This is a genomic window from Pyxidicoccus caerfyrddinensis (assembly GCF_010894405.1).
Taxonomy (GTDB): domain Bacteria; phylum Myxococcota; class Myxococcia; order Myxococcales; family Myxococcaceae; genus Myxococcus; species Myxococcus caerfyrddinensis.
Window position 1 is genome coordinate 1 of the sequence record NZ_JAAIYA010000028.1, and the last position, 19,553, is coordinate 19,553.

Annotated in this window: 14 protein-coding genes; 10 read left to right on the top strand and 4 right to left on the bottom strand. The window is 70.2% G+C overall.

All coding sequences use genetic code 11. The features are described 5' to 3' along the window. Window positions 1-245 precede the first annotated feature (245 nt). The 3 genes from G4D86_RS42870 (at window position 246) to G4D86_RS42880 (ending at window position 3,248) form a co-directional block, all read left to right on the top strand. Window positions 246-530: a hypothetical protein gene (locus tag G4D86_RS42870; protein ID WP_164000487.1), complete on the top strand. Its 285-nt coding sequence runs from the start codon at window positions 246-248 to the stop codon at window positions 528-530. 154 nt (window positions 531-684) lie between these two features. Continuing rightward, a complete protein-coding gene (locus tag G4D86_RS42875) occupies window positions 685-2,076 on the top strand; it encodes an ammonium transporter (RefSeq protein ID WP_164000488.1) in 1,392 nt (463 codons plus the stop codon). A gap of 143 nt (window positions 2,077-2,219) precedes the next feature. Continuing rightward, entirely contained in the window at window positions 2,220-3,248 is a 1,029-nt protein-coding gene (locus G4D86_RS42880) for an alpha/beta hydrolase family protein (protein WP_164000490.1), read from the top strand. Between the two features lie 3 nt (window positions 3,249-3,251). Here the strand turns inward: G4D86_RS42880 and G4D86_RS42885 are convergent, their stop codons facing one another. Beyond that, entirely contained in the window at window positions 3,252-3,923 is a 672-nt protein-coding gene (locus G4D86_RS42885; RefSeq protein WP_164000492.1) for a GNAT family N-acetyltransferase, read from the bottom strand. 235 nt (window positions 3,924-4,158) lie between these two features. On the opposite strand from G4D86_RS42885, the gene G4D86_RS42890 reads away from it, so the two are divergent. The 7 genes from G4D86_RS42890 to G4D86_RS42920 all read left to right on the top strand — a co-directional run bounded on the left by G4D86_RS42890 (window position 4,159) and on the right by G4D86_RS42920 (window position 14,125). Beyond that, on the top strand, window positions 4,159-6,126 hold the full coding sequence (locus tag G4D86_RS42890) for a serine/threonine-protein kinase (protein WP_164000494.1): 1,968 nt from the start codon (window positions 4,159-4,161) through the stop codon (window positions 6,124-6,126). Between the two features lie 62 nt (window positions 6,127-6,188). Next, the gene (locus G4D86_RS42895) at window positions 6,189-6,992 is read left to right on the top strand and encodes a hypothetical protein (RefSeq protein ID WP_164000734.1); all 804 of its coding nucleotides are present in this window, start codon (window positions 6,189-6,191) and stop codon (window positions 6,990-6,992) included. Between the two features lie 14 nt (window positions 6,993-7,006). Next, window positions 7,007-7,831 (top strand): hypothetical protein, encoded by an 825-nt coding sequence (locus tag G4D86_RS42900; RefSeq protein ID WP_164000495.1) that lies wholly within the window; start codon window positions 7,007-7,009, stop codon window positions 7,829-7,831. 133 nt (window positions 7,832-7,964) lie between these two features. Beyond that, the gene (locus G4D86_RS42905; protein ID WP_164000497.1) at window positions 7,965-9,290 is read left to right on the top strand and encodes a hypothetical protein; all 1,326 of its coding nucleotides are present in this window, start codon (window positions 7,965-7,967) and stop codon (window positions 9,288-9,290) included. 65 nt (window positions 9,291-9,355) lie between these two features. Next, on the top strand, window positions 9,356-10,291 hold the full coding sequence (locus G4D86_RS42910; RefSeq protein WP_164000499.1) for a vWA domain-containing protein: 936 nt from the start codon (window positions 9,356-9,358) through the stop codon (window positions 10,289-10,291). Further along, the gene (locus G4D86_RS42915) at window positions 10,291-11,271 is read left to right on the top strand and encodes a vWA domain-containing protein (RefSeq protein ID WP_164000501.1); all 981 of its coding nucleotides are present in this window, start codon (window positions 10,291-10,293) and stop codon (window positions 11,269-11,271) included. The genes G4D86_RS42910 and G4D86_RS42915 overlap by 1 nt, the downstream gene beginning before the upstream one ends. Before the next feature lie 19 nt (window positions 11,272-11,290). Further along, window positions 11,291-14,125, top strand: a complete 2,835-nt coding sequence (locus G4D86_RS42920) for a heavy metal translocating P-type ATPase (RefSeq protein WP_164000503.1) — start codon at window positions 11,291-11,293, stop codon at window positions 14,123-14,125. A gap of 20 nt (window positions 14,126-14,145) precedes the next feature. On the opposite strand, the gene G4D86_RS42925 is transcribed toward G4D86_RS42920, so the two are convergent. From G4D86_RS42925 to G4D86_RS42935, 3 genes are all read right to left on the bottom strand, one after another. After that, window positions 14,146-15,252, bottom strand: coding sequence for a hypothetical protein (locus G4D86_RS42925; protein WP_164000505.1), 1,107 nt, complete (start codon window positions 15,250-15,252; stop codon window positions 14,146-14,148). A gap of 164 nt (window positions 15,253-15,416) precedes the next feature. Continuing rightward, on the bottom strand, window positions 15,417-16,007 hold the full coding sequence (locus G4D86_RS42930; protein WP_164000507.1) for a HEAT repeat domain-containing protein: 591 nt from the start codon (window positions 16,005-16,007) through the stop codon (window positions 15,417-15,419). After that, complete coding sequence (locus tag G4D86_RS42935; protein ID WP_164000509.1) at window positions 16,004-19,378, bottom strand: eCIS core domain-containing protein; 3,375 nt, start codon at window positions 19,376-19,378, stop codon at window positions 16,004-16,006. The genes G4D86_RS42930 and G4D86_RS42935 overlap by 4 nt, the downstream gene beginning before the upstream one ends. Between the last annotated feature and the right edge of the window lie 175 nt (window positions 19,379-19,553).

Sequence of the window (19,553 nt, forward strand, 5' to 3'; positions counted from 1 at the left end):
CGCCGTAAGAAGGCCGGCTGGGACGAGCGCTACCTGGTCCACTTGCTGGGGGTGAAGGGCGCCTACACCCCCAGACCCTCCAAGCGGAAGCCTGCCCCACCCCGCGGATGAAGATGCGATTCCCCTGGAGTCAGGGCACACGAGCATGCGGATGTCAGGGATGGGACGTATGACTGCGTGGACAACCGTCGCCGCACGCGGCAAGGGTGCGCGACGCTACGCTTCCCATCCAGGGGGATGACGCCATGAAGAAGAAGCTCTCCGCCGTGACTCTCGTGACGGCGCTGCTCGCGTCGTCGGCCGCATGGGCGGCCGTCACCGTGCGCTACTACAACCGCGACTCGCGCGACTACACGTGGTCGGCCGTGTGTAGCGGCGTGAAGACCAGCGTGACGTTCGGCCACAGCCAGACGGCCTCGGTGACCATCCAGGGCTCCGGCCCCTGCACGGTGCAGACGGACGCCGGCAACGTGGTCCTCAAGGGCGGCGAGAACCTCGACATCAAGGACGGCAAGGTCCAGGTGAAGTAGCCGAGCAGGCGAGCGAACCAGCAGCAAGCCCCACCCAGAAGCACAAATCCCGACGAATTTAGGCCAAAGGTCTCGATACCAAGGCCACCCGGGATTGAAATTACATGAGACCAGATCCATAGTGCATTGCGTCAGTCGTCCGTGAGGAGGCGCAATGAAGAAGTGGTTGGCGGTGGCCCTTCTGGTGGGTGTGGGTGTGGCGGGCCTGCTGGTGAGTCCGGCGGCGCAGGCGCGGCAGGGGGGACCCATCAACGCGGCGGACACCGCGTGGATCCTCACGGCGACGGCGCTGGTGCTGCTGATGACGCCAGGCCTGTCCTTCTTCTACGGCGGCATGGTGCGGCTGAAGAACGTGGTGTCCACGTTGCTGCAGAGCTTCATCGCCATGGCGGTCATCAGCCTGCTCTGGGTGGTGGTGGGCTTCAGCCTGAGCTTCGGTGACAGCTTCCACGGGCTCATCGGCGATCCGCGCACCTTCTTCATGTTCAGCGGCGTGGGCGGTGAGACGCACCCGGACCTGGCGCCCACCATTCCCCTGCTGCTGTTCGCGCTGTTCCAGCTCAAGTTCGCCATCATCACCCCGGCGCTCATCACCGGCGCGTTCGCCGAGCGGGTGCGCTTCAAGGCGTACGTGCTGTTCATGGTGCTCTTCACGCTGTTCATCTACGCGCCGCTGGCGCACTGGACGTGGCACCCGGAGGGCTTCCTGCGCAAGTGGGGGGTGCTGGACTTCGCGGGCGGCACGGTGGTGCACATGTCGGCGGGCTTCGCGGCGCTGGCGGGCGCGCTGGTGCTGGGGCGGCGGACGGTGCACGTGGAGAACGCGCCGCAGACGCCGGCCAACGTCCCCTTCGTGATGCTGGGCACGGGCATGTTGTGGTTCGGCTGGTTCGGCTTCAACGCGGGCTCGGCGCTGTCGGCCTCGTCGACGGCGACGCTGGCGTTCGCCACCACGAACACGGCCTCGGCGGCGGCGATGCTGGGGTGGATGGCCTTCGACTGGCTGCGCGGCCGCAAGCCGAGCGGCATGGGCGCCTGCGTGGGCGCGGTGGTGGGCCTGGTCGCGGTGACGCCGGCCGCGGGCTTCATCACGGTGGGCCAGAGCATCGTGGTGGGCCTGGTGGCGAGCTTCGTGAGCAACGCGGCGGCGCACTTCAAGAGCCGCACCGCCATCGACGACACGCTGGACGTGTTCCCCTGCCACGGCCTGGGCGGCGTGGTGGGCATGGTGCTGACGGGCGTGCTGGCGAAGGACGTGGGCCTCATCTACGGCGAGACGCGGACCTTCATGATGCACATGCTGGCGCTGGTGCTGGTGTCGGTCTTCTCCTTCGTGGGCTCGTACCTGCTCTACAAGCTGGTGGACCTCTTCGTCCCGCTGCGTGTCACCCGTGAGCAGGAGGACCTGGGGCTCGACCTGAGCCAGCACGGCGAGACGGTGGGCGAGTTGCCCGTGGCCCCGGCACCCCACGTGCCCGCCGCCGCGAGCACGGCCCCCGTCGCGGAGCCCGAGCCGCGCGGCCCCTCCGTGCCGCTGCCGGCCTGACGGCGCGACGCTTCCGAAGCAGCCCCCGGCGCCCGTGCTCCCCCGCGAGGGAAGGAGCACGGGCGTTCGTCATCACCGCGGTGCCCGCGAGTCGCCATCACCTGGCACTTGCAATGGGTCGGTCCTCCGCGCGTGATGGAGGCATGAGTACTTCCGGACCGCGCCGCCCTCCCCTCCCCCGAGCCCTCGCGCTCCTCGCCCTCCTGCTGGGAACCACCGCCGCCGCGCAGGCCGCGGGCGTGGGCTTCCGCGAGCTTGCGTTGAAGGACCCCGTGGGCGGAGGCGCCATGACGGGCCTCGTCTTCTACCCGTCCTCGCAGTCCGCCGAGCCGCTCCCCCTGGAGATATGGCGTGTCGACGCGGGCCGGGAGCTGGAGCCCGTCCCCGGCCGCTACCCGCTGGTGCTCATCTCCCACGGCCATGGCGGCAGCCGCTGGGGACACCATGACCTCGCCACGGCGCTCGCGCGCGAGGGCTTCATCGTCGCGTCGCTCGACCACCCTGGCGCCAGCTACAAGGATGTCGATGGCCCGGCGGCCGGCACGGACGCGGTGTGGCTCGGGCGTGCGTTGCAAGTGAAGGCGCTCCTGGACGGGGTGCTGGCGGACGCGACGCTGGGCCCCTCTGTGGACGCGGGCCGCGTGGGCGCGATGGGCTTCTCCGCGGGTGGCTACACCACGCTGCTGCTGGCGGGCGCGGTACCGGACTTCGGCCGGCTGGAGAAGTACTGCCGCGCGAAGAAGCAGACCGTGCTCTGCGGGATGCTGTCGAAGGTGCGCGTCACGCGCTCGGACCTGAAGGACACGGCGGAGCCGCGCGTCCGTGCCATCTTCACGATGGCGCCGGTGGGCGTCTTCTTCGACAAGGCCGGGCTGAAGAACGTGAAGGTGCCCATGCGCCTCTACGCCGCCGAGAAGGACGAGGTGCTCCCGGTGGCGGACCACGCCGGCCACGTGCGCGCGTCGCTGCCCAAGCCGCCCGAGTACAAGCTCATCCCGCGCGCGGGGCACTACGTCTTCATGGCCCCCTGCACGCCCGAGTCGGCCCCGGAGGCGCAGGAGCTGTGCATGGACCCGCCCGGCGTGGACCGCCTGAAGCTCCACCGCGAGCTGGCCGCCGACGCGGTGCGCTTCTTCACCCGCACGTTGGCCCCCGTGCCCGCGAAGCCCTGAGCCTCAGCTGCTCTTCTTCGCGGCCGCGCGCCCCTTGCGTGCACCCGGCTTCGCGGCGGGCGCTTCCGGCATGGGACCGGTGTTGGGGCTTGCCTCGACCTCCGGCGCCACCTTCGGCCGCCGCTTGATCCGGCGCGGGGGAAGGAGGTCCGGCTCGCCGGGCACCTTCTGCGCCATGAAGATGGCGGCATCGAGCTTGTAGAAGCTGCGCGCCCGGTACCACGCCAGCGCGGCCTCGTTGTTCTCCGCCACCTCCAGTACCAGGTGCGTGCAGCCTCGCGTGCGCGCCAGGTGCTGGAGCTGATCCATCATGAAGCTGCCCACCCCGCGCCCCTGGTAGTCCGGGTGCACGGCCAGCTCCTCCACGAAGAGCGGCCGCATGCCCCGCTTCTCGAACCAGCGCGGGTTGACCCAGTTGTCGTCACCCGTGGCCTCGAAGGCGCACTCCGAGTAGCCGACAATCTCCCCGTCCACTTCATAGAGGAGCTGTTCAATCCACTCGGAGGTGTAGACCTCCATGAAGCGCCGCTTGGAGCGGGGACGCTGGTACTCAACCGTCTCGCGATTGACATCGCGGAAGACGAGCTTGAGGAACTCCCAGGTCCGGTTCAGGTCCCGGCGGTGGATGCGGCGGACGCGCACCTCGAGCGTGTCCTGGGGCTTGACCGTCGACATACGCCTGCTTCCTTAGCAGGCTGGCGGAAACCCACCAGCGGTTCCCGAGGCCGCCCCGTGTCCCCTGGCCGAAAAACCGGAGGTCTTGGACACCGGCCCCACCCTCACGGGTTCCGCCCCGCGTCAATTCCCCTCCCCGGGTCCGATACGACGACAGGAGGGTTGCCTCGTGGTGGGGTGGGAGGATGGAATGGCGGAAATTCCGCAGTCCGTCACACCCACGAGCCCCGAACCCATGACCCGACCCTCTGACGGTGACCTCCGTACCGACACCGTCTTGCGCAACACCTACAAGATTGCCTCCGTGCTGGGACGGGGTGGCATGGGCTCGGTGTACCTGGCCCAGCACCTGCGGCTTCCCGGCAAGCAGGTGGCGGTCAAGGTGCTGCGCGGCGGCGACCACCTGACGCAGGAAATCTTCACCCGCTTCCGGCGCGAGGCGGAAATCGCCTCCCGGTTGGGCCACCCCAACATCGTCGAGGTGCTGGACTACGACACGCTGGAGGACGGCACCCCGTTCCTGGTGCTGGAGTTCCTGCGCGGAGAGAGCCTCCAGTCCCGGCTGGAGCGCGGGCCGCTGCCGCTGGCCGAGGTGTTCTCGTTCACGCGGCAGATGGGCTCGGCGCTCCAGGCGGCGCACGGCGCGGGCATCGTCCACCGTGACTTGAAGCCGGCCAACGTGTTCCTGGTGCCCACCGACTCCGGCGGGTTGTTGGGCCAGCGCGTGAAGCTGCTCGACTTCGGCATCTCCAAGGTCCTCACATCGGAGACGCTGCAGACGCAGGAAGCGACCATCATCGGCACGCCGCAGTACATGTCGCCCGAGCAGGCGATGGGCAAGAACCGCGAAATCGACGCGCGCACGGACATCTTCGCTCTGGGCTGCATGGTCTACGAGATGATGTCCGGCAAGCCCGTGTTCGGCGCGGGCAGCCTGGCGCAGATGATCTTCCGCGTGGTGTACGAGCCGGCCGACCCCCTCGCCCCGCTCTGCCCGGAGGCGCCCGCGCACGCCATCGCCGCGGTGGACCGCGCGCTGTCGAAGAAGGCCGACGACCGCTTCCCGGACGTGGCCTCCTTCGTGGAGGCGCTGACGGGCAGCCCGCTGCACACGCTCTCCCCGCCGTCGGGCGCCCAGTCCATGCCGCGCGCCACTCCGAAGGCGCCCTCGGGTATCGCCCTGCCCTCGCAGGACGAGACCGAGGGCTTCGACGCCACGGTGGCCCCGGGCAGCGTGAAGGTCGTCCCCGACGGCACCGGCCGCATGGGCGTCGTGGAGGTCGGGAGTGGTGGCTCGGGCACCGGCCGCATGGGGCTGGTGCAGCCCGAGCCGCCCGTGGGAAGTGGCACCGGCCGCATGGGGATGGTGCAGCCCGAAGCGCCCGTGGGAAGCGGCACCGGCCGCATGGGCGCGCCGCTCCTGGACCCGCCGGGCCTGGAGCCCACGCTCATCTCCAAGCAGGTCGCCGCCGTGCCCCCGAGGCCGGAGCAGCCCATCACCGCGGTGACGCCGCCGGCGCAGGCCGTGCCGCAGCCCATCGCCGCGCCCGTCTCCGTGGCGCCCACGCCGCAGCCCGTCCCCGTGGCCGTGGCGCAGCCGGTGGCGAAGAGCCGGGCACCGATGATTGCCGCCGCCTTGGCGGTCTTCGCGGCGGGAGGCGGCCTCGTCTGGTGGATGGGCCGCCCCGTGACGCCGCCCACGGCGCCGGCCACCAGCACGCAGAACCCGGGCCCACAGGCAGCGGTGCAGCAGCCCGTGGTGCAGCAGGCCGCGGCCGGCACGCCCAACGGCACGCAACCCGCCGCGGCTGGCACCGATAACAACACTCAGACCGCCGTGCAGCCCCCGCCCACTACGACGCCGCCCACGGTGGCCACCACCACGACGGACAAGCCGGACACCACCCGTCCCGCCACGCGTCCGGACCCGAAGAAGGAGGAGCTGCCGGACGAGGTACAGCGGGTGTTGGACGAAGCGGCACAAGCGCTGAAGGCCCGCGACTTCGAGGGGGCCATCAAACTGGCGAGGCGCAGCCAGCGCACGAAGGAAGGCGTCATCCCCTTGGCGTCGTACGGCATCATCGTCCGCGCCGCCTGCCTGCAGAAGGACCTGACCGTGGCGAAGCAGGAATGGTCGAAGGTCGCCCCCGCGGAGAAGCCGAAGCTGCGTCAACTCTGCAAGCAGTACGACATCGAGTTCTGACCCAACAGGGCCTTTTCCAAGGGAGGCCCTCCCCGCATCCCGAGGTGATTCGCTTGAGAAACATGGTCGCAGTGATTGTCGCGGCGGTCGCGCTGGGGGCCACCTCCGGCCTGGCCGCGGCCCCCGTGGAAGCAGGCAAGGTGTACTCCGGCACCGAGGGCGAGGAAGTCGCCGTCGTCCCCCTCGCTCCGAGGGCCGCCAAGAAGTACATCCTCCGCGTGCGCGGCACGGGCTCCGAGTTCGACGGGAAGGTCTTCCCGTACGAGCTGAACGACTGGAGCACCAGCAGCACCGAGCAGTACAACTTCAAGACGCAGTGGCACGGCCGCGACTACACGACCCTGTACGTGCGCGACCAGCGCTACGAGCTGTACGTGCCCGGCCGCCAGCAGGCCATCCGCGTCACCTTCGACGAGAAGCGCACTGCGGCGCTCAAGCCGGAAGAGGTCTACGCGACGTACCAGAAGCTCCAGGCGGACGGCACGCTGACGAAGCTGATGGCGTTCGACCGCAAGGGTGAGCAGGCCCGGCACGACAAGGCCTACGCGGACACGCTCCTGGAGATGAACAACGCGTGCGGCACCTCGGTGTCGGCCGCCATCGACTGGAGCAGCGTCAACGACGACCTCCTCAAGGAGCTGAGCATCTCCAGCTACTGCGAGTCCCCCCTCACCTCGCTCAAGAGCCTGTGCGAGGCCTCCAACGTCGCGAAGCAGACCGTGCGCGAGAAGGTGAAGCAGGTCAGCTGCCGCTTCGGGCCCGCCCTGGAGACGAAGGTGGAGGCCGACCGCGTCATCTGGACGACGAGCAAGGACGCCAGCAACCAGGACACGTACGCCACGAAGTTCTTCAAGAAGAACCTGTAGCCGGAGCCTTCCCGATGAACTTCAAGCGTTTCGCAGCGGTTGCGATGTCCCTCGCGTGTGGCGCCTCCCTGGCCGCCGACCCCGTCACGCCTCCGTGGGGCAAGGAGGAGAACCTCGGCCAGAAGATGCTGATGGAGGCCACCTCCGTGTGCACCGACGGCAAGGGGCACTACGTGGTGATGGCGCCCCAGGAGGACGCCAACCAGAACGCCATGTACTACGGCGACGGGAAGACCTTCGTCGTGGTGGATCCCCCCGGTCCGTACGCGTCGTCGAACTCGTTCCTGGACCCGCGCTTCTTCAACAAGGACTCCAACCCGAACTTCCGCGGCATGGACTACCGGGTCATCTCCTCGGTGGACCTGGACACGAAGGAGAAGTCCTGCGTCCTGCGCTGCGGCACCAAGAAGATTCCCCTCACGCTGGTGGACGGCGCGCAGGCCGCGGAGCTCTTGCGCAAGGCCGAGTACCAGCCCAATCCGCAGCAGTACGCGCCCCACGCGCTGCTGCGTGACACGAAGGGCAATTACTACTTCGTGGACCGCGGCTACCAGCCGTCCCAGCAGAAGAGCTACCGCGTCTTCATCGGCCCGCGCGGCACCCTCAAGCCGCAGAAGATGACCAACGTCGTCTCCGACTCCGAGGGCGAAATCTTCTCCACCAAGAAGGGCGAGCTCCGGCTGGTGCTGGACCGCGACAAGTCCTCGATGTGGATTGAGAACACCAAGAAGACGTTCGAGCTGCGCCAGGTGCCCGTGCACGAGAACCTGCCGCTCATCTACAACGACCTGGGTGTCTACGAGGGCATGCGCCTGGGCACGCCCTGCGACGACCAGTAGCCCCACGCTTCACGGCTTTCGGCCTTCACGGGCCGGATGGAACGTCTCCTGAGACGCTCCGTCCGGCCCGCTTCATTTCAGCGGGGCCCCGCCCTTGCGAGAACCTCCCGGTTGGGACAGCGTTCCCTTCGCCGTGAGCCATCCCCGCTACTTCGTCCCCCATGCCGCCAGCGCGGCCGAGCCCGTCCGCTCGGACGCCGCCGAGATGACGCACGTGGTAGACGCGTTCCGCCTGGAGGCGCCCCACCTGCTGGAGCAGGAGTGGGTGGTCGGCGTCGATGCCGTGGGCAACGTGCACGTCGTGCCCGCGAGCGAGCGGGAATTGCTCCCCGCCGCCACGCGCGCCCAGCTCACGCACCACGAAGTGGCGTCCGGCCGCACGCCCCGCCGCATCGCCGCCTCGGAGCTGTACTTCTTCGCCGTGGAGCTGGTGGAACACCCCGCCAACGCGGAGGGCTTCAACGACCCCGTGTACCTCTACGGGCACCTGTCCGGCCCATGGCCGGGAGACGCACCCATGCGCGTGCCCGGGCAGCTCACGGTGACGCGAGGGGACGTGCTGGCCGGGCTGGTGCACGGCGCGGCGGACGCCTTCCACTACGTGCAGACGCCGGAGAGCCCGGCCGCGCCGCGCGGCTACCACGCGCTCTTGCCAGGAGACCGCCCCGAGCGCCTCGCCGAGGGCCGTGGGTTGGTGCTCGCCTGGCCCGCGGTGCCGCCCGAGTTGCAGGTGGGCAATGCCTCCAACGGCCCCATGGTGGCGCGCATCCTCCACGACGTCCTCACGCAACTGCAGGAGGACGCACACACCCACGGAGGCCCGGAGCCGCTCGCGCGGATGGAGCTGCCCGTCCCCAGCCGCGCCATGGCCATCGCGGATTTGGAGATGCGCGGCTACGAGGTGAAGGGCGACGTGGCCATCCTCCGCCGCAACCACCCGGGCCTGCTCACGCGCATGGCGGAGTGGCTGCGCGCGGAGAAGGTGAAGGTGCCTGCCGAGGCGGGAGCGCCCGGCTTCCTCGAGGTGGCGCGCAAGGCACTCGAATCGCTCCCCGGCTGGCCGAGCGAGACGGAGCGGGTGCTCCGCGCGCTCGTCCGTGCCGGTGGCAGCGCGCCCGTCTCGCGAGGCACGCCCCTGCCCATGGCGGCGGCGCCGGCGCCCAAGCGCCCCCTGCCGCCTCGCGAGCCGCCAAAGCCGCCGCGCCCGGATGACTGGATGCGGGACTTCCTGGACGCGCACGCCGCGTCGCACCCCGGCGGCGCGCAGCCGAAGCTGACGCGCGCGAAGCCGGCCTTCACCGCCCCGCCCCCGCCCGCGAAGCCCGGCACGCCCACGTGGATGACGGACTTCGGCGGGGCCGCGCCTGCTCCCCCAGCGCCCGCGAAGCCCAAGGCTCCCTCGGCCCCCTCCTCGCCAGCGGGGAAGAAGCCGGACTGGATGTCCGACTTCGACGACTGACGGCCTGCCATTGCGACGCCTGCCTGGGGGGCTGTACCGTCGCCCCACATCCGCAGGGGGAACACATGGGACACGAGAAGCCGGTAGAGCCGTTTTCCGACCTCCATGTCGAGGAGGGGAAGGTTCGCGCGGTACTGCTGCATGACCCCACCGTCGAGGGCCTGGACGTAGCCATCTACATGGACGCGTCGGGCAGCATGAAGGACGAGTACGCGTACAACACGCCCACGCGCAGCTTCCTGGAGTGGATTCGCGGCGCGCCGATGAAGGAGGCCGCCAACCAGGTCGAGCCGCAGGTGCAGTGGATGCTCGAGTACCTGGCGACGAAGGACCGCAACGGCATGCTGCGCGTGGCCTACTGGGCCTCGGGCGCGTCCGGCCGGGACGTGGAGGTGGTGGGTGAGCTGAAGGGCGTGGACGTCAAGCAGTACAAGTTCCCCGGCGCGAAGAAGCTCGGGAGCCACACCTACCTGACGCCCGCGCTGAAGGACTACGTGCGCTACCTCAAGGAGCAGGTGCCGCACGGCGCCCGCCGCGGGTGCGCGGTCATCGTCACCGACGGCCAGCTCCACGACGCGGAGGAAGTGGAGAAGTTCTCCGAGCAGGTGGCCAAGGAGATTGCCGCCGGCAAGCTGCCGCGCCTCAACTTCGTCCTCGTGGGCGTGGGTGACGGCATCGACGAGGAGCAGCTGGAGCGCATCGCTCACACCGAGTTCCCGGGCGTCGGCCACCTCTGGTGCCACCGCATCGCGAAGGAAATCACCCAGGTGGCGGAGCTCGTCGCCGTGCTGGTGGACGAGAACATGACCGTCGCGGCGGGCGGCACCATCTACGACGACAAGGGCAAGGTGCTGAAGACGTACGAGGGCCGCCTCCCGGCGGTGCTGGAGTTCGACGTGCCCGAGGGCGCGGAGAGCTTCACCCTGGAGGTGAATGGCCAGCGCTTCACCCAGCCGCTGCCGGACGAGGACCACCACGACGAGGACGAGGACCACCACTGATGGCCGGCCACGAAGCCATCGTCCGTCCGTTCTCGGACGTGCACCGGATGGGAAACAAGGTCGTCGCCACGCTGCTGCATGACCCGACGGTGGAGGGGCTGGACGTGGCCCTCTACATGGACGGCTCGGCGAGCATGGAGGACGAGTACGGGCCGCGCGGCGTGCTGGCCAAGCTGGCGCCGGTGAAGAACCTGGTCGAGCCGCAGATGCGGTGGATGCTCGAGTACCTCGCGAGCAAGGACCGCGACGGCGGCGTGCGCGTCGCCTACTGGGCCACGGGGGACGGCAGCCAGCTGGAGCAGCTGGGGGACCTCACCGCCGCGCAGGCGAAGGACTTCCGCTTCCCGGGGCCGCGCTTCTACGGCAAGGCCACGGTGATGCTGCCGGTGCTGCGCGACTTCGTGGCGCACATGAAGCAGCAGGTGACGAAGGGCGCGCGCCAGGGCCTGGCGGTCATCATCACCGACTCGCAGCTGTCCGACGGCAACGACGTGCGCGCCTACGCCACGCAGGTGGCGAAGGAAATCGCGGCGGGCCGCCTGCCCCGGATGAACTTCGTGTTCGTCGGCGTGGGCGACCAGGTGGACGAGGAGCAGATGGAGGAGATCTCCCACGAGACGTACCCGGGCGTGGGACACCTCTGGTGCCACCGCATCGCTGACCGCATGGAGGAGATGGCGGAGCTGGTGGCGGTGCTGGTGGATGAGACCATGACCGTCGCGGCCGGCGGCACCATCTACGACGAGCAGGGGAAGACCCTGAAGTCGTACGAGGGCCGGCTGCCGGCGGTGTTGGAGTTCGACGTACCCGCCACGTGCAAGGCCTTCACCCTGGAGGTGGCGGGACAGAAGTTCACCCAGCCCATTCCCGAGGAGCACGAGGACGAGGACCACCACGAGGAGGAGGAGGCGAAGCAGCCCGAGCCCGTGAGTGCCCCCTCCCCCGCCCCGTCCCGCAAGCACGGCGGCCACCGCCACTAGCCTCAGGAAGACCCACGCCATGTCCGAGCAGAAGAAGAGCACCGCGTCGTCCGGCCACGTCCACGGCCCTGGCTGCGAGCATGACCACGACCACGCGCACGAGCACGGACATGGCGAGCCTCACGTCCACGGACCGGGCTGCAACCACGGCCCGTCCCTGGCGGCGGTGAAGCCCGCCGGGAAGTTGTCCTTCAAGGAGCTGAAGGTCATCGGCCCGGCGAAGGCGGAGAAGCACGTGCACGGGCCCGGGTGCAACCATGACCATGACCACGGTCATGACCATGCACACGCCCACGGCGAGAAGCATGAGCACGGCCCCGGCTGCAACCACGACCACGGGCATGACCACGGCCATGAGCATGGTGCCAGCTGCGACCACGACCACGACCATGGGCACCATCACCCGAAGCCCAAGCGCATCCGTCCTCCCGGGCACCGTCCCGCGGAGGGCGGTGGCGCGGCGCTCCAATTGGACCTGGAGGGCGCGCTGCCGGGAGAGACGGACGACGTCGGCCGCTTCCAGAAGCTGGAGGCCGCGATTGAAGCGCACCGCGGCGTCACCGACGTGCACCTGCGCAGGGACGCGGGCCACCCCGAGGTGTGCATCCACTACAAGCCGGAGGTGGTGAGCGCCTCGCAGCTCCTCACCGCCGCGCAGCGCACCGGCGCCGAGGTGGCGGAGCGCTACAAGCACCAGACGTGGTTCGTGCGCGGGATGACCTCGGCCGACGCGGCCACCGCCATCGAGCACGGGCTGGGGAAGCTGAAGGGCGTGCTCTCCGCGAGCGTGGCGTACGCCAGCGAGCGGCTCGTCCTGGAGTACGACAGCGAGGAAGTCACGCTGAAGGACGTGGAGGCGAAGGCGAAGGCGCTCGGCTACGCGCTGGAGGTGCCCACCAGCGGCCATGCGTGCTCGCACCACGCGCACGGAGGCGGCCTGGCGCCGCTGCTGGAGATGCCGCTGGTGGTGGTCTCCGGCGTGCTGCTGGTGGCCGGCTGGCTGATTGAGCGCTTCGCGGGGCTCCCCGCCCTGGTGCCCACGGTGGTGTGGGCACTGTCCATGGCGAGCGGCGGCTTCTTCGCCATCCGGGGTTCGCTGAAGTCGCTGGTCCAGCTGCGCATCGACATCGAGACGATGATGGTGGTGGCGGCCCTGGGCGCGGCGGTGCTGGGCGCCTGGTTCGAGGGCGCATTCCTCCTCTTCCTCTTCGCCGCGGGCCACGCGCTGGAGCACCGGGCCATGGACCGCGCGCGGCGCTCCATCGAGTCGCTGGGAGCGCTCCGTCCCGAGGTGGCGCGCGTGCGCCGCGGCGGCGACGTGGTGGAGGTGCCGGTGGGTGACGTGCAGCGCGGCGAGCGCGTCGTCGTGCGCCCCGGCGACCGCGTCCCGCTGGACGGCATCATCCGCGAGGGCAAGAGCTCGCTGGAGCAGGCGGCGATTACGGGCGAGTCGCTCCCCGTCGCGAAGAAGGCGGGGGACGAGGTGTTCTCCGGCACCATCAACTGCGAGGGCCTGCTGGAGGTGGAGGTCACCCGGCTGTCCTCGGAGTCGGTGCTCGCGCGCGTGGTGGACATGGTGGCGGAGGCGGAGGCGCAGAAGGGCCCCAACCAGCGCTTCGCGCAGCGGCTGGAGCGCACGGTGGCGCCGCTGGTGATGATTGGCGCGGTGGTGTTCCCGGTGGTGCTGGTGCTGTTGGGCACGCCGGTGAAGGAGGCCATCCTCCGGGCGGTGTCGCTGCTGGTCGCGGCCTCGCCGTGCGCGCTGGCCATCTCCACGCCGTCGGCGGTGCTGTCCGCGGTGGCGGCGGCGGCGCGGGGCGGCGTGCTGGTGAAGGGCGGCATCTACCTGGAGCTGCTGGCGAAGGTGAACGCCATCGCCTTCGACAAGACGGGCACGCTGACGGTGGGCCGGCCGAAGCTCTTGAGCACGGTGCCGGCGCAAGGCGTGTCGCGCGAGGAATTGCTGGGCACGGCGGCGGCGGTGGAGTCACTCTCCGCGCACCCGCTGGCGAAGGCGGTGGTGGAGGCGGCGGCGGAGGGCGGCATCCAGGCGCCGGCCGGGAGCGACTGCGAGGCCATCCACGGCAAGGGCATCCGCGCGAAGGTGGGGGATGCGCTGGTGGACGTGGGCAGCCTCGCGCTGTTCGAGGGCGAGGCCGTCCCGGCGGAGATTGCAGCGGAAGTCGCGAAGCTGGAGGAGGCGGGCCAGACGACGATGGTGGTGCGCAAGGCGGGGCGCTACCTGGGCGTGCTGGGCATGGCGGACACGCTGCGCGCGGGTGCGCGGCACGTGGTGCACACGCTGAAGGAGTCCGGCATCGAGCGGACGGTGATGCTGTCCGGCGATAACGCGCGAGTGGCGAAGTCCATCGCCGAGCAGGTGGGGCTGGACGAGGCGAAGGCGCCGCTGATGCCGGCCGACAAGGTGGCGGCGGTGCGGGAGATGGGGCGCAAGGGCTCGGTGGCCATGGTGGGTGACGGCGTGAATGACGCGCCCGCCCTGGCCGCGGCGGCGGTGGGCGTGGCGATGGGTGGAGCGGGCTCGGACGCGGCGCTGGAGACGGCGGACGTGGTGCTGATGAGCGACGACCTGTCCCGGCTGCCGTTCGCGTTGGGGCTGGCGCGGCAGGCGACGATGGTGATGCAGCAGAACCTGGTCATCGCGCTGGGTATCAGCGGCATCCTCATCATCGCCGCCGTCTTGGGCCTCACGCAGATCAGCCAGGCCGTGGTGCTCCACGAGGGCAGCACGCTGCTGGTGGTCTTCAACGGCCTGCGCCTGCTCACCATCCGGCCCCAGGCCATGAAGCCCGCGCCCGAGCCGGCGGCGAGCGTGCAACCCGTGGTCGGCTGAGCGCGGGGCCTCCGCGGCGGCTACTTCACCGCCGCCGAGTCCACCCACGCCTCGTCGCCCTCCATGGAGCGCACCTTCACCTTCGCGCCCTGCTGCTCCACCACCTTCACGCGCGTCCCCGCTCCCAGTCCCGCGCTCGCCCGGCTCGCCGGAGCCGGCATTGCCAGCGTGTTGCTGTAGAGCTGGTCGATGCGCGCCTGGTCCTTCTTGCGCTCGATGACCAGGTTGCTCGTCATCTGCTGCGCGGCGTAGGCGCTCTGGATGTCCCCGGCCTGGGCGTTCTTCACGTCCTCGTCGTTCGCGAGCGCCTCCGCGGCCTTCTTGGACAGCTTCGCGTCCTCCTTCAGGTACGCCCCGCCCTTCTTCGCCTCGGCCACCGAGCGCACCTGGTTGCGCTGCAGGTAGAAGTGACTCGCGATGTGCAGCACCTTGCCGTCCCCGTAGCGGAACAGCACCGCCACCGGCGCCGCGCCGTACTTCTTCTTCATCTCACGGCTCTCCACCAGCACCTCCACCTTGTCCGGAGCAAGCACGCGAATGGGGTAGGACGAGCCCTCCAGCCACCACTTGGGATTCGCGTTCGCCAGGTGCAGGTGCTTGAGCAGGTTGCTGCCGCTGGACTCCTTCACCTGCACCTCCACCACGTCGTCCGCCGTCTCGCGGCCGTTGAAGGCGATGAAGCCGGGGAAGGCCTTCTCCACCACGTTCGTCAGCGCCCAGTCCGTGGTGTAGAGGAAGCCGCCCGCATTGACGAACTTGCGCACCTTCTCGAGCCCCTTCGGCCCCAGGCTGCCCGAGCAGTTGATGATGAGGAGCTGCTTCGCATTCAGCGGCGTGCGCGCGAGCTGCATCGGCGACACCACGACGTGGGGCACGCCCACCTCCCGCAGCACGTCCTGCACGCGGTCATACTCGCCGGAGACGACCACCACCTCGGCGGCCTCCACCTTCTGGAGGACGGCGTAGTCCTCCGGGCGCTCCTCCTGCATTCGGGCCTTGAGCACCTTGGCCGCCGCCTTGTTGGCGGTGGACATCTTCGCCTCGCCCAGCGGGCCTTCAGCGAGCGCGGGCAAGGCAAGGCACAACACGCCGACGAGTGCGGCGCGCAGGGTACGGGCGAGTGACATGGGGAGGCGTCTCCAGGCGGGTGCGCAGCGTGGTGACGGGCTTCAACGGGCGGGGTGGGAAAAAGGTCTCTGCCTTTCCGAGACTCCGAGCGGCGGAAGGAACGTTCATTCCGGGAACGAGCGCCCGGAAGGAGGCCCGCCCCGTCGACCGCGCCGCGTCGACGTCAGGTCGTCCCCTGCTCCCCTGGCGCCACCGTGCCGAACCGGGACAGGGCCCTGGTCGCGACATGCTTCACTTCCGGGTCGCTGTCTTCCCTGACGAGGCGCTCCAGGTCGGCCCGGAAGTCGGGCCACGCCGTGATGAACGCCGCATCAATCGCGGCGAGCCGGACCTGGGAGTCCGCATCCGAGAACCGTGAGCGGATGCGCTCCTCGATGTCCCGCTCCGGCGTCTCCCAGGCACCGAGCGCCAGGGCGAACGTCGTCAGGGCGCGCTCCTCGGCGGTCGTCGCCCGGTCGAACGCGCCGAGCAGGTCATCCACGTCCAGGAAGTCCAGCTCGGTGCTCAACGAGTACAGCCAGTCACCGTGACGGGGACCGACGACCTGGCAGTAGTCGACGGGGTAGTTGACGCACCGGAAGTAGTGGAACGAGTGCTCCGAATCCAGTCTCCAGACGTACTCGTCCGTGGCGGCGGTGGACGCCGGGAGGGTGTAGAGGAACTCCCACTGGCGCCGGGCCGCGAGCTCCTGGAGGCCCTGGGGCGCGAAGCCGGGTGCGAGTACGAGCCGGCGGGAGGTGTCCTTCAGACTCATCCTCGCCGCCCATGCCTTTGCTCGAGGAACTCGCGCGTCCTGTCACGGATGAGCTGAAGGTCATTCATGTTCAGCACCAGGACGGTGTTGTCGGTAATCATGTCGTTGAGGATGGTATTCGCCAGGGCCTCGGCGGTGGTGTTCAGCAGCGCCGCGGCGCGCGTCTGACTTCCGGAGCGCTCGGGCGTCCTCACTCCGCGCGGGGACGGGTCTCGGAGCGTCGCGACGCCGGAGGCCCCCGTCGTGGTGTCCACCCGGCTGAGGGCATGCTCGGCCAGGCGCCAATCCCGCGCCGAGCCCGCCGCCGCATGAGGTCCTCCAAGCGTCTGCGCGAGCTCCGTTCCAGGCGTCCGCCCGGCCCGCGTCGTGCGCTCCAGGGTGGAGGGAATGGTCACCATGGCCATGGGGTTGCGCACGGACTCGACGACGCCCAGCAGATTGACCGCGGCCGCCATGTGCGCCTCCTGGCGGGTGATGTTCGGCCCACCGGTACGGCCCTCGATGGCTTGCTCCTCGGAGTATCCCGCGGCACGAGAGCCGCTCCCGGCGAAGGCGCCTGAAATGACCGTCGCCGCGTTGGGCCCCGCGGCGGGGGGCGCCGCCCGGACGCCTGGAATCTCCTGGCTTCGAGGGTAGGCACCAATGGCGACGCGGCGCCCGGAGACCGGGTCGAAAGCGAAGACCTCTCCCTGTCCCGCGCTTCGAGGGGTGTTGGGACGTTGCAGGATGGCGGTGACGGGCCGCCCCTCGTGCGTGCCCATCACCCAGGACGTCTCGCCAGGAGCGCCCCGGGGCGACGTCAGCACCGTCTGGATGGCCTGAGGTCGGTTCCCGACCGCTCCCGGGTCGAACGGACGCTCTCGCGTCCCCTCGCCTGTCCTCGTGACGGCCGCGGCGGTCGGCGCGTTGGGGCCCGGTGCGGTGTAGCGACGGATTTCGTCGAGAATCACGGCGAGCGCCTGCTGGCGCTGGAGCGGGACGAGCCGGTCCACGTCCGCGGTCGGGTTGATGGTCGCGACCACCGCGCCCGACGGCTGGATGGTCAGGTCCGTCAGCCGGTAGGTCCGCTTCCAGACGGCCACCCGGAGCCGGAAGAGGCGGCCCGGCGGCCCGCGGCGCAGCAACTGCCGCACCAGGGGCCGCAGCTCGCGGACCGCGCGGTCCAGGTCGCGCTGCTTCTCCTCGGGCGTGCGCGTGTCCGCCCCGCGGACGGAGCTGGCGATGAACCGTCCCAGCCGCCGCGCCTGCGCGACAATCCAGTCCACCACCCTGTCCAGCGCGCGGTCGATGGGCTGGCGCACGCGGTTGACCACGTTCGTCACCGCGTCGCTCACGCGCCCCAGTCCGGCGATGCGCGCCAGGAAGCTGATGACCAGCGTGAGCAGCCCGGCCATCGTCTGCTCCACGCGGTTCGCCGCGGGGCCAATCTGGCCGCTGGCAATCGCGGCGAGCGAGTCGATGACGGACGCGGCGACCTGGGAGATCTGCCGCAGCCGCTCCACGAAGAACATCACCGTGTTGTAGATGGCGATGATGGCCTGGATGAACGCACCCGCCGGGTTGAGGCTCGTCACCAGGCGCGTAATCGCCGCCTGCACCACCCTGTCGCGCACGAAGGTCATGATCTGCCCCATGACCATCTCGCGCAGGTTCGTCAGGCTCTGCTGAATCTGCTCCCACGCGGCGGCGGGCCCCTGGGTGACGAGCGTCCGGACAAGGTCGAACGCCGTCTCCATCGCCCGCACCGCCGGCTCGCCCACCGCGCGCACCAGCTTCTGGCGGATGTTCTGCCACGTCAGGCCCAGCACGCTGAGCACGAACTTGACGATCTCCAGCAGGTTGAGTCCCTGCGGGATGTAGATGCCCGCCCCGCTCATCGCCCCGGTGAGCCAGCCAATCAGCGACGTACGCAGGTGCGTGAGGAACCGGCCCGCGAACTGCCGCAGGCCCTGGAGGCCCGCGCGCACCAGGTGGCCGATGAAGACCATCGGGTTGCGCAGAATCGTCCGGAACGTCGACGCCGCGCGCCGCAGGTACGTCATCACTCCCGGCGCGACGACGGAGAAGATGATTTCGAGCAGGTTCCAGACGGTGTTGCCCGCCCAGCTCAGGAAGCCGCCGATGAAGCCACCGAAGGCGCTCGCCACCCGCGCGAAGGCGCGCGGCAGCAGCACGATGTCCGCAATCTCCAATGAGCGCAGCGCCGAGAGGAACAGCCCGGGAACCTGCCGGACGAAGCCCATCAGCCCGCCCAGCGCGCCCTGGAACCACGCCCACGCGCGGCTCACCGCGTTGGCGCGCTGGAGGTTGTTCCAGATTTCCTCCTGGCCGATCAGCCTCATGAAGCCGCCAATCAGCGTCTCGGCGTTGCGCGGCACGGCCTCGCCGGTAATCGGGTCCTGCCCCAGCACCGCCTTGAGCAAATCGTAGCCGCGAGTGCCCTCGGCCAGCCGCGCGAGGGGCCGCAGGATGGCGTCCTTCACCATCCGGACGATGCCGCTCACCATCGCGCGGGCGGTGCTGATGATGCGGTCGATGGGCTCCGTGAAGATGCGCCGGGCGCGCTCCCACACGCCGCCCAGGTTGAAGATGTCGCGCCAGCTCAGCGAGTCGAGGAAGCGGTTGATGGCGTCGCGGATGGCGCCGCCCGTCACGCCCAGGGACTGAATCTGCTGCTCCACCCACGCGCCCGCGCGCTCGAAGACGCCGTGGTTGTCGAGCGCCTGGGTGATGAGCCCGCCGCCGGGCATGAACTCCACCACCGCCCGGAGGATGTTGGCCGCGCTCCGCTCCACGCGGCCCATGTTGATGGGGTTCACCCCGAGGATGATGGTGAACATGCGGTAGCCGGGGATGTTGTTCGCCCGGTCCGCGAAGTAGTCGAGCGCGTCGCTGAGGCCCAGCCGCTGCACCCCGGGCCCCGCGGTCCGCCCGCTGACGTTGAACGACTCGCCGCGAGAAGCCGCCTGCGAGGCGTGGTCCGCCTCACGCTCGTGAGGCCCGCCCTGCCCCTGCGCTGACTTCTGCACCGCCGGAGCGCCCTGCTGCTGCACGACGTGCGCGAGCTCATGCGACAGCAGCCGGACGTCCGTGGCCTGCTCGCCGCTCCCGAGGAAGACGTGGTTGCCGTAGGTGAAGGCCCGCGCGGAGAGCTGCTCCGCGGCGGTGCCCGCGCGCGCATCCGTGTGCACGCGCACGGCGCCGAAGTCGACGCCGAAGCTGCGCTCGGCGGCGCTGCGCACCGGAGGCGTCAGGGGCGCGCCACCACCGGGAGCCCCGGGCAGGGGTGGCGCCGCCACCATGGGACTGGCCTCCGGCGACGCGCTCACGGCCGGCGCGGAGGACTCCGGCTCCTGCCGCAGCTGGGCCATGGCCCTCTGGAGGCGGGGGCTGCGCCGGGCCGCACCGCCCAAGCGGACGGCCGCGCCGCCCGGTGCATTGGAGGTGGTGGCCACCGTACCCGTGCGCGAGGGGGAAGGGGCGCGCGCGGGAGCCGCGGCGGGACCTCGGGCCGGAGCGCGCGCGGGGCCCGGCATGCGTCAGCCC

What these genes read in the sequence shown, in the direction of transcription:
- G4D86_RS42930 (WP_164000507.1), bottom strand. Translation starts at nt 16,007, where the DNA reads ATGAGTCTGAAGGACACCTCCCGCCGGCTCGTACTCGCACCCGGCTTC.
- G4D86_RS42900 (WP_164000495.1), top strand. Translation starts at nt 7,007, where the DNA reads ATGAACTTCAAGCGTTTCGCAGCGGTTGCGATGTCCCTCGCGTGTGGC.
- G4D86_RS42870 (WP_164000487.1), top strand. Translation starts at nt 246, where the DNA reads ATGAAGAAGAAGCTCTCCGCCGTGACTCTCGTGACGGCGCTGCTCGCG.
- G4D86_RS42935 (WP_164000509.1), bottom strand. Translation starts at nt 19,378, where the DNA reads ATGGCCCAGCTGCGGCAGGAGCCGGAGTCCTCCGCGCCGGCCGTGAGC.
- G4D86_RS42890 (WP_164000494.1), top strand. Translation starts at nt 4,159, where the DNA reads ATGACCCGACCCTCTGACGGTGACCTCCGTACCGACACCGTCTTGCGC.
- G4D86_RS42925 (WP_164000505.1), bottom strand. Translation starts at nt 15,252, where the DNA reads ATGTCACTCGCCCGTACCCTGCGCGCCGCACTCGTCGGCGTGTTGTGC.
- G4D86_RS42880 (WP_164000490.1), top strand. Translation starts at nt 2,220, where the DNA reads ATGAGTACTTCCGGACCGCGCCGCCCTCCCCTCCCCCGAGCCCTCGCG.
- G4D86_RS42885 (WP_164000492.1), bottom strand. Translation starts at nt 3,923, where the DNA reads ATGTCGACGGTCAAGCCCCAGGACACGCTCGAGGTGCGCGTCCGCCGC.
- G4D86_RS42895 (WP_164000734.1), top strand. Translation starts at nt 6,189, where the DNA reads ATGGTCGCAGTGATTGTCGCGGCGGTCGCGCTGGGGGCCACCTCCGGC.
- G4D86_RS42875 (WP_164000488.1), top strand. Translation starts at nt 685, where the DNA reads ATGAAGAAGTGGTTGGCGGTGGCCCTTCTGGTGGGTGTGGGTGTGGCG.
- G4D86_RS42920 (WP_164000503.1), top strand. Translation starts at nt 11,291, where the DNA reads ATGTCCGAGCAGAAGAAGAGCACCGCGTCGTCCGGCCACGTCCACGGC.
- G4D86_RS42915 (WP_164000501.1), top strand. Translation starts at nt 10,291, where the DNA reads ATGGCCGGCCACGAAGCCATCGTCCGTCCGTTCTCGGACGTGCACCGG.
- G4D86_RS42910 (WP_164000499.1), top strand. Translation starts at nt 9,356, where the DNA reads ATGGGACACGAGAAGCCGGTAGAGCCGTTTTCCGACCTCCATGTCGAG.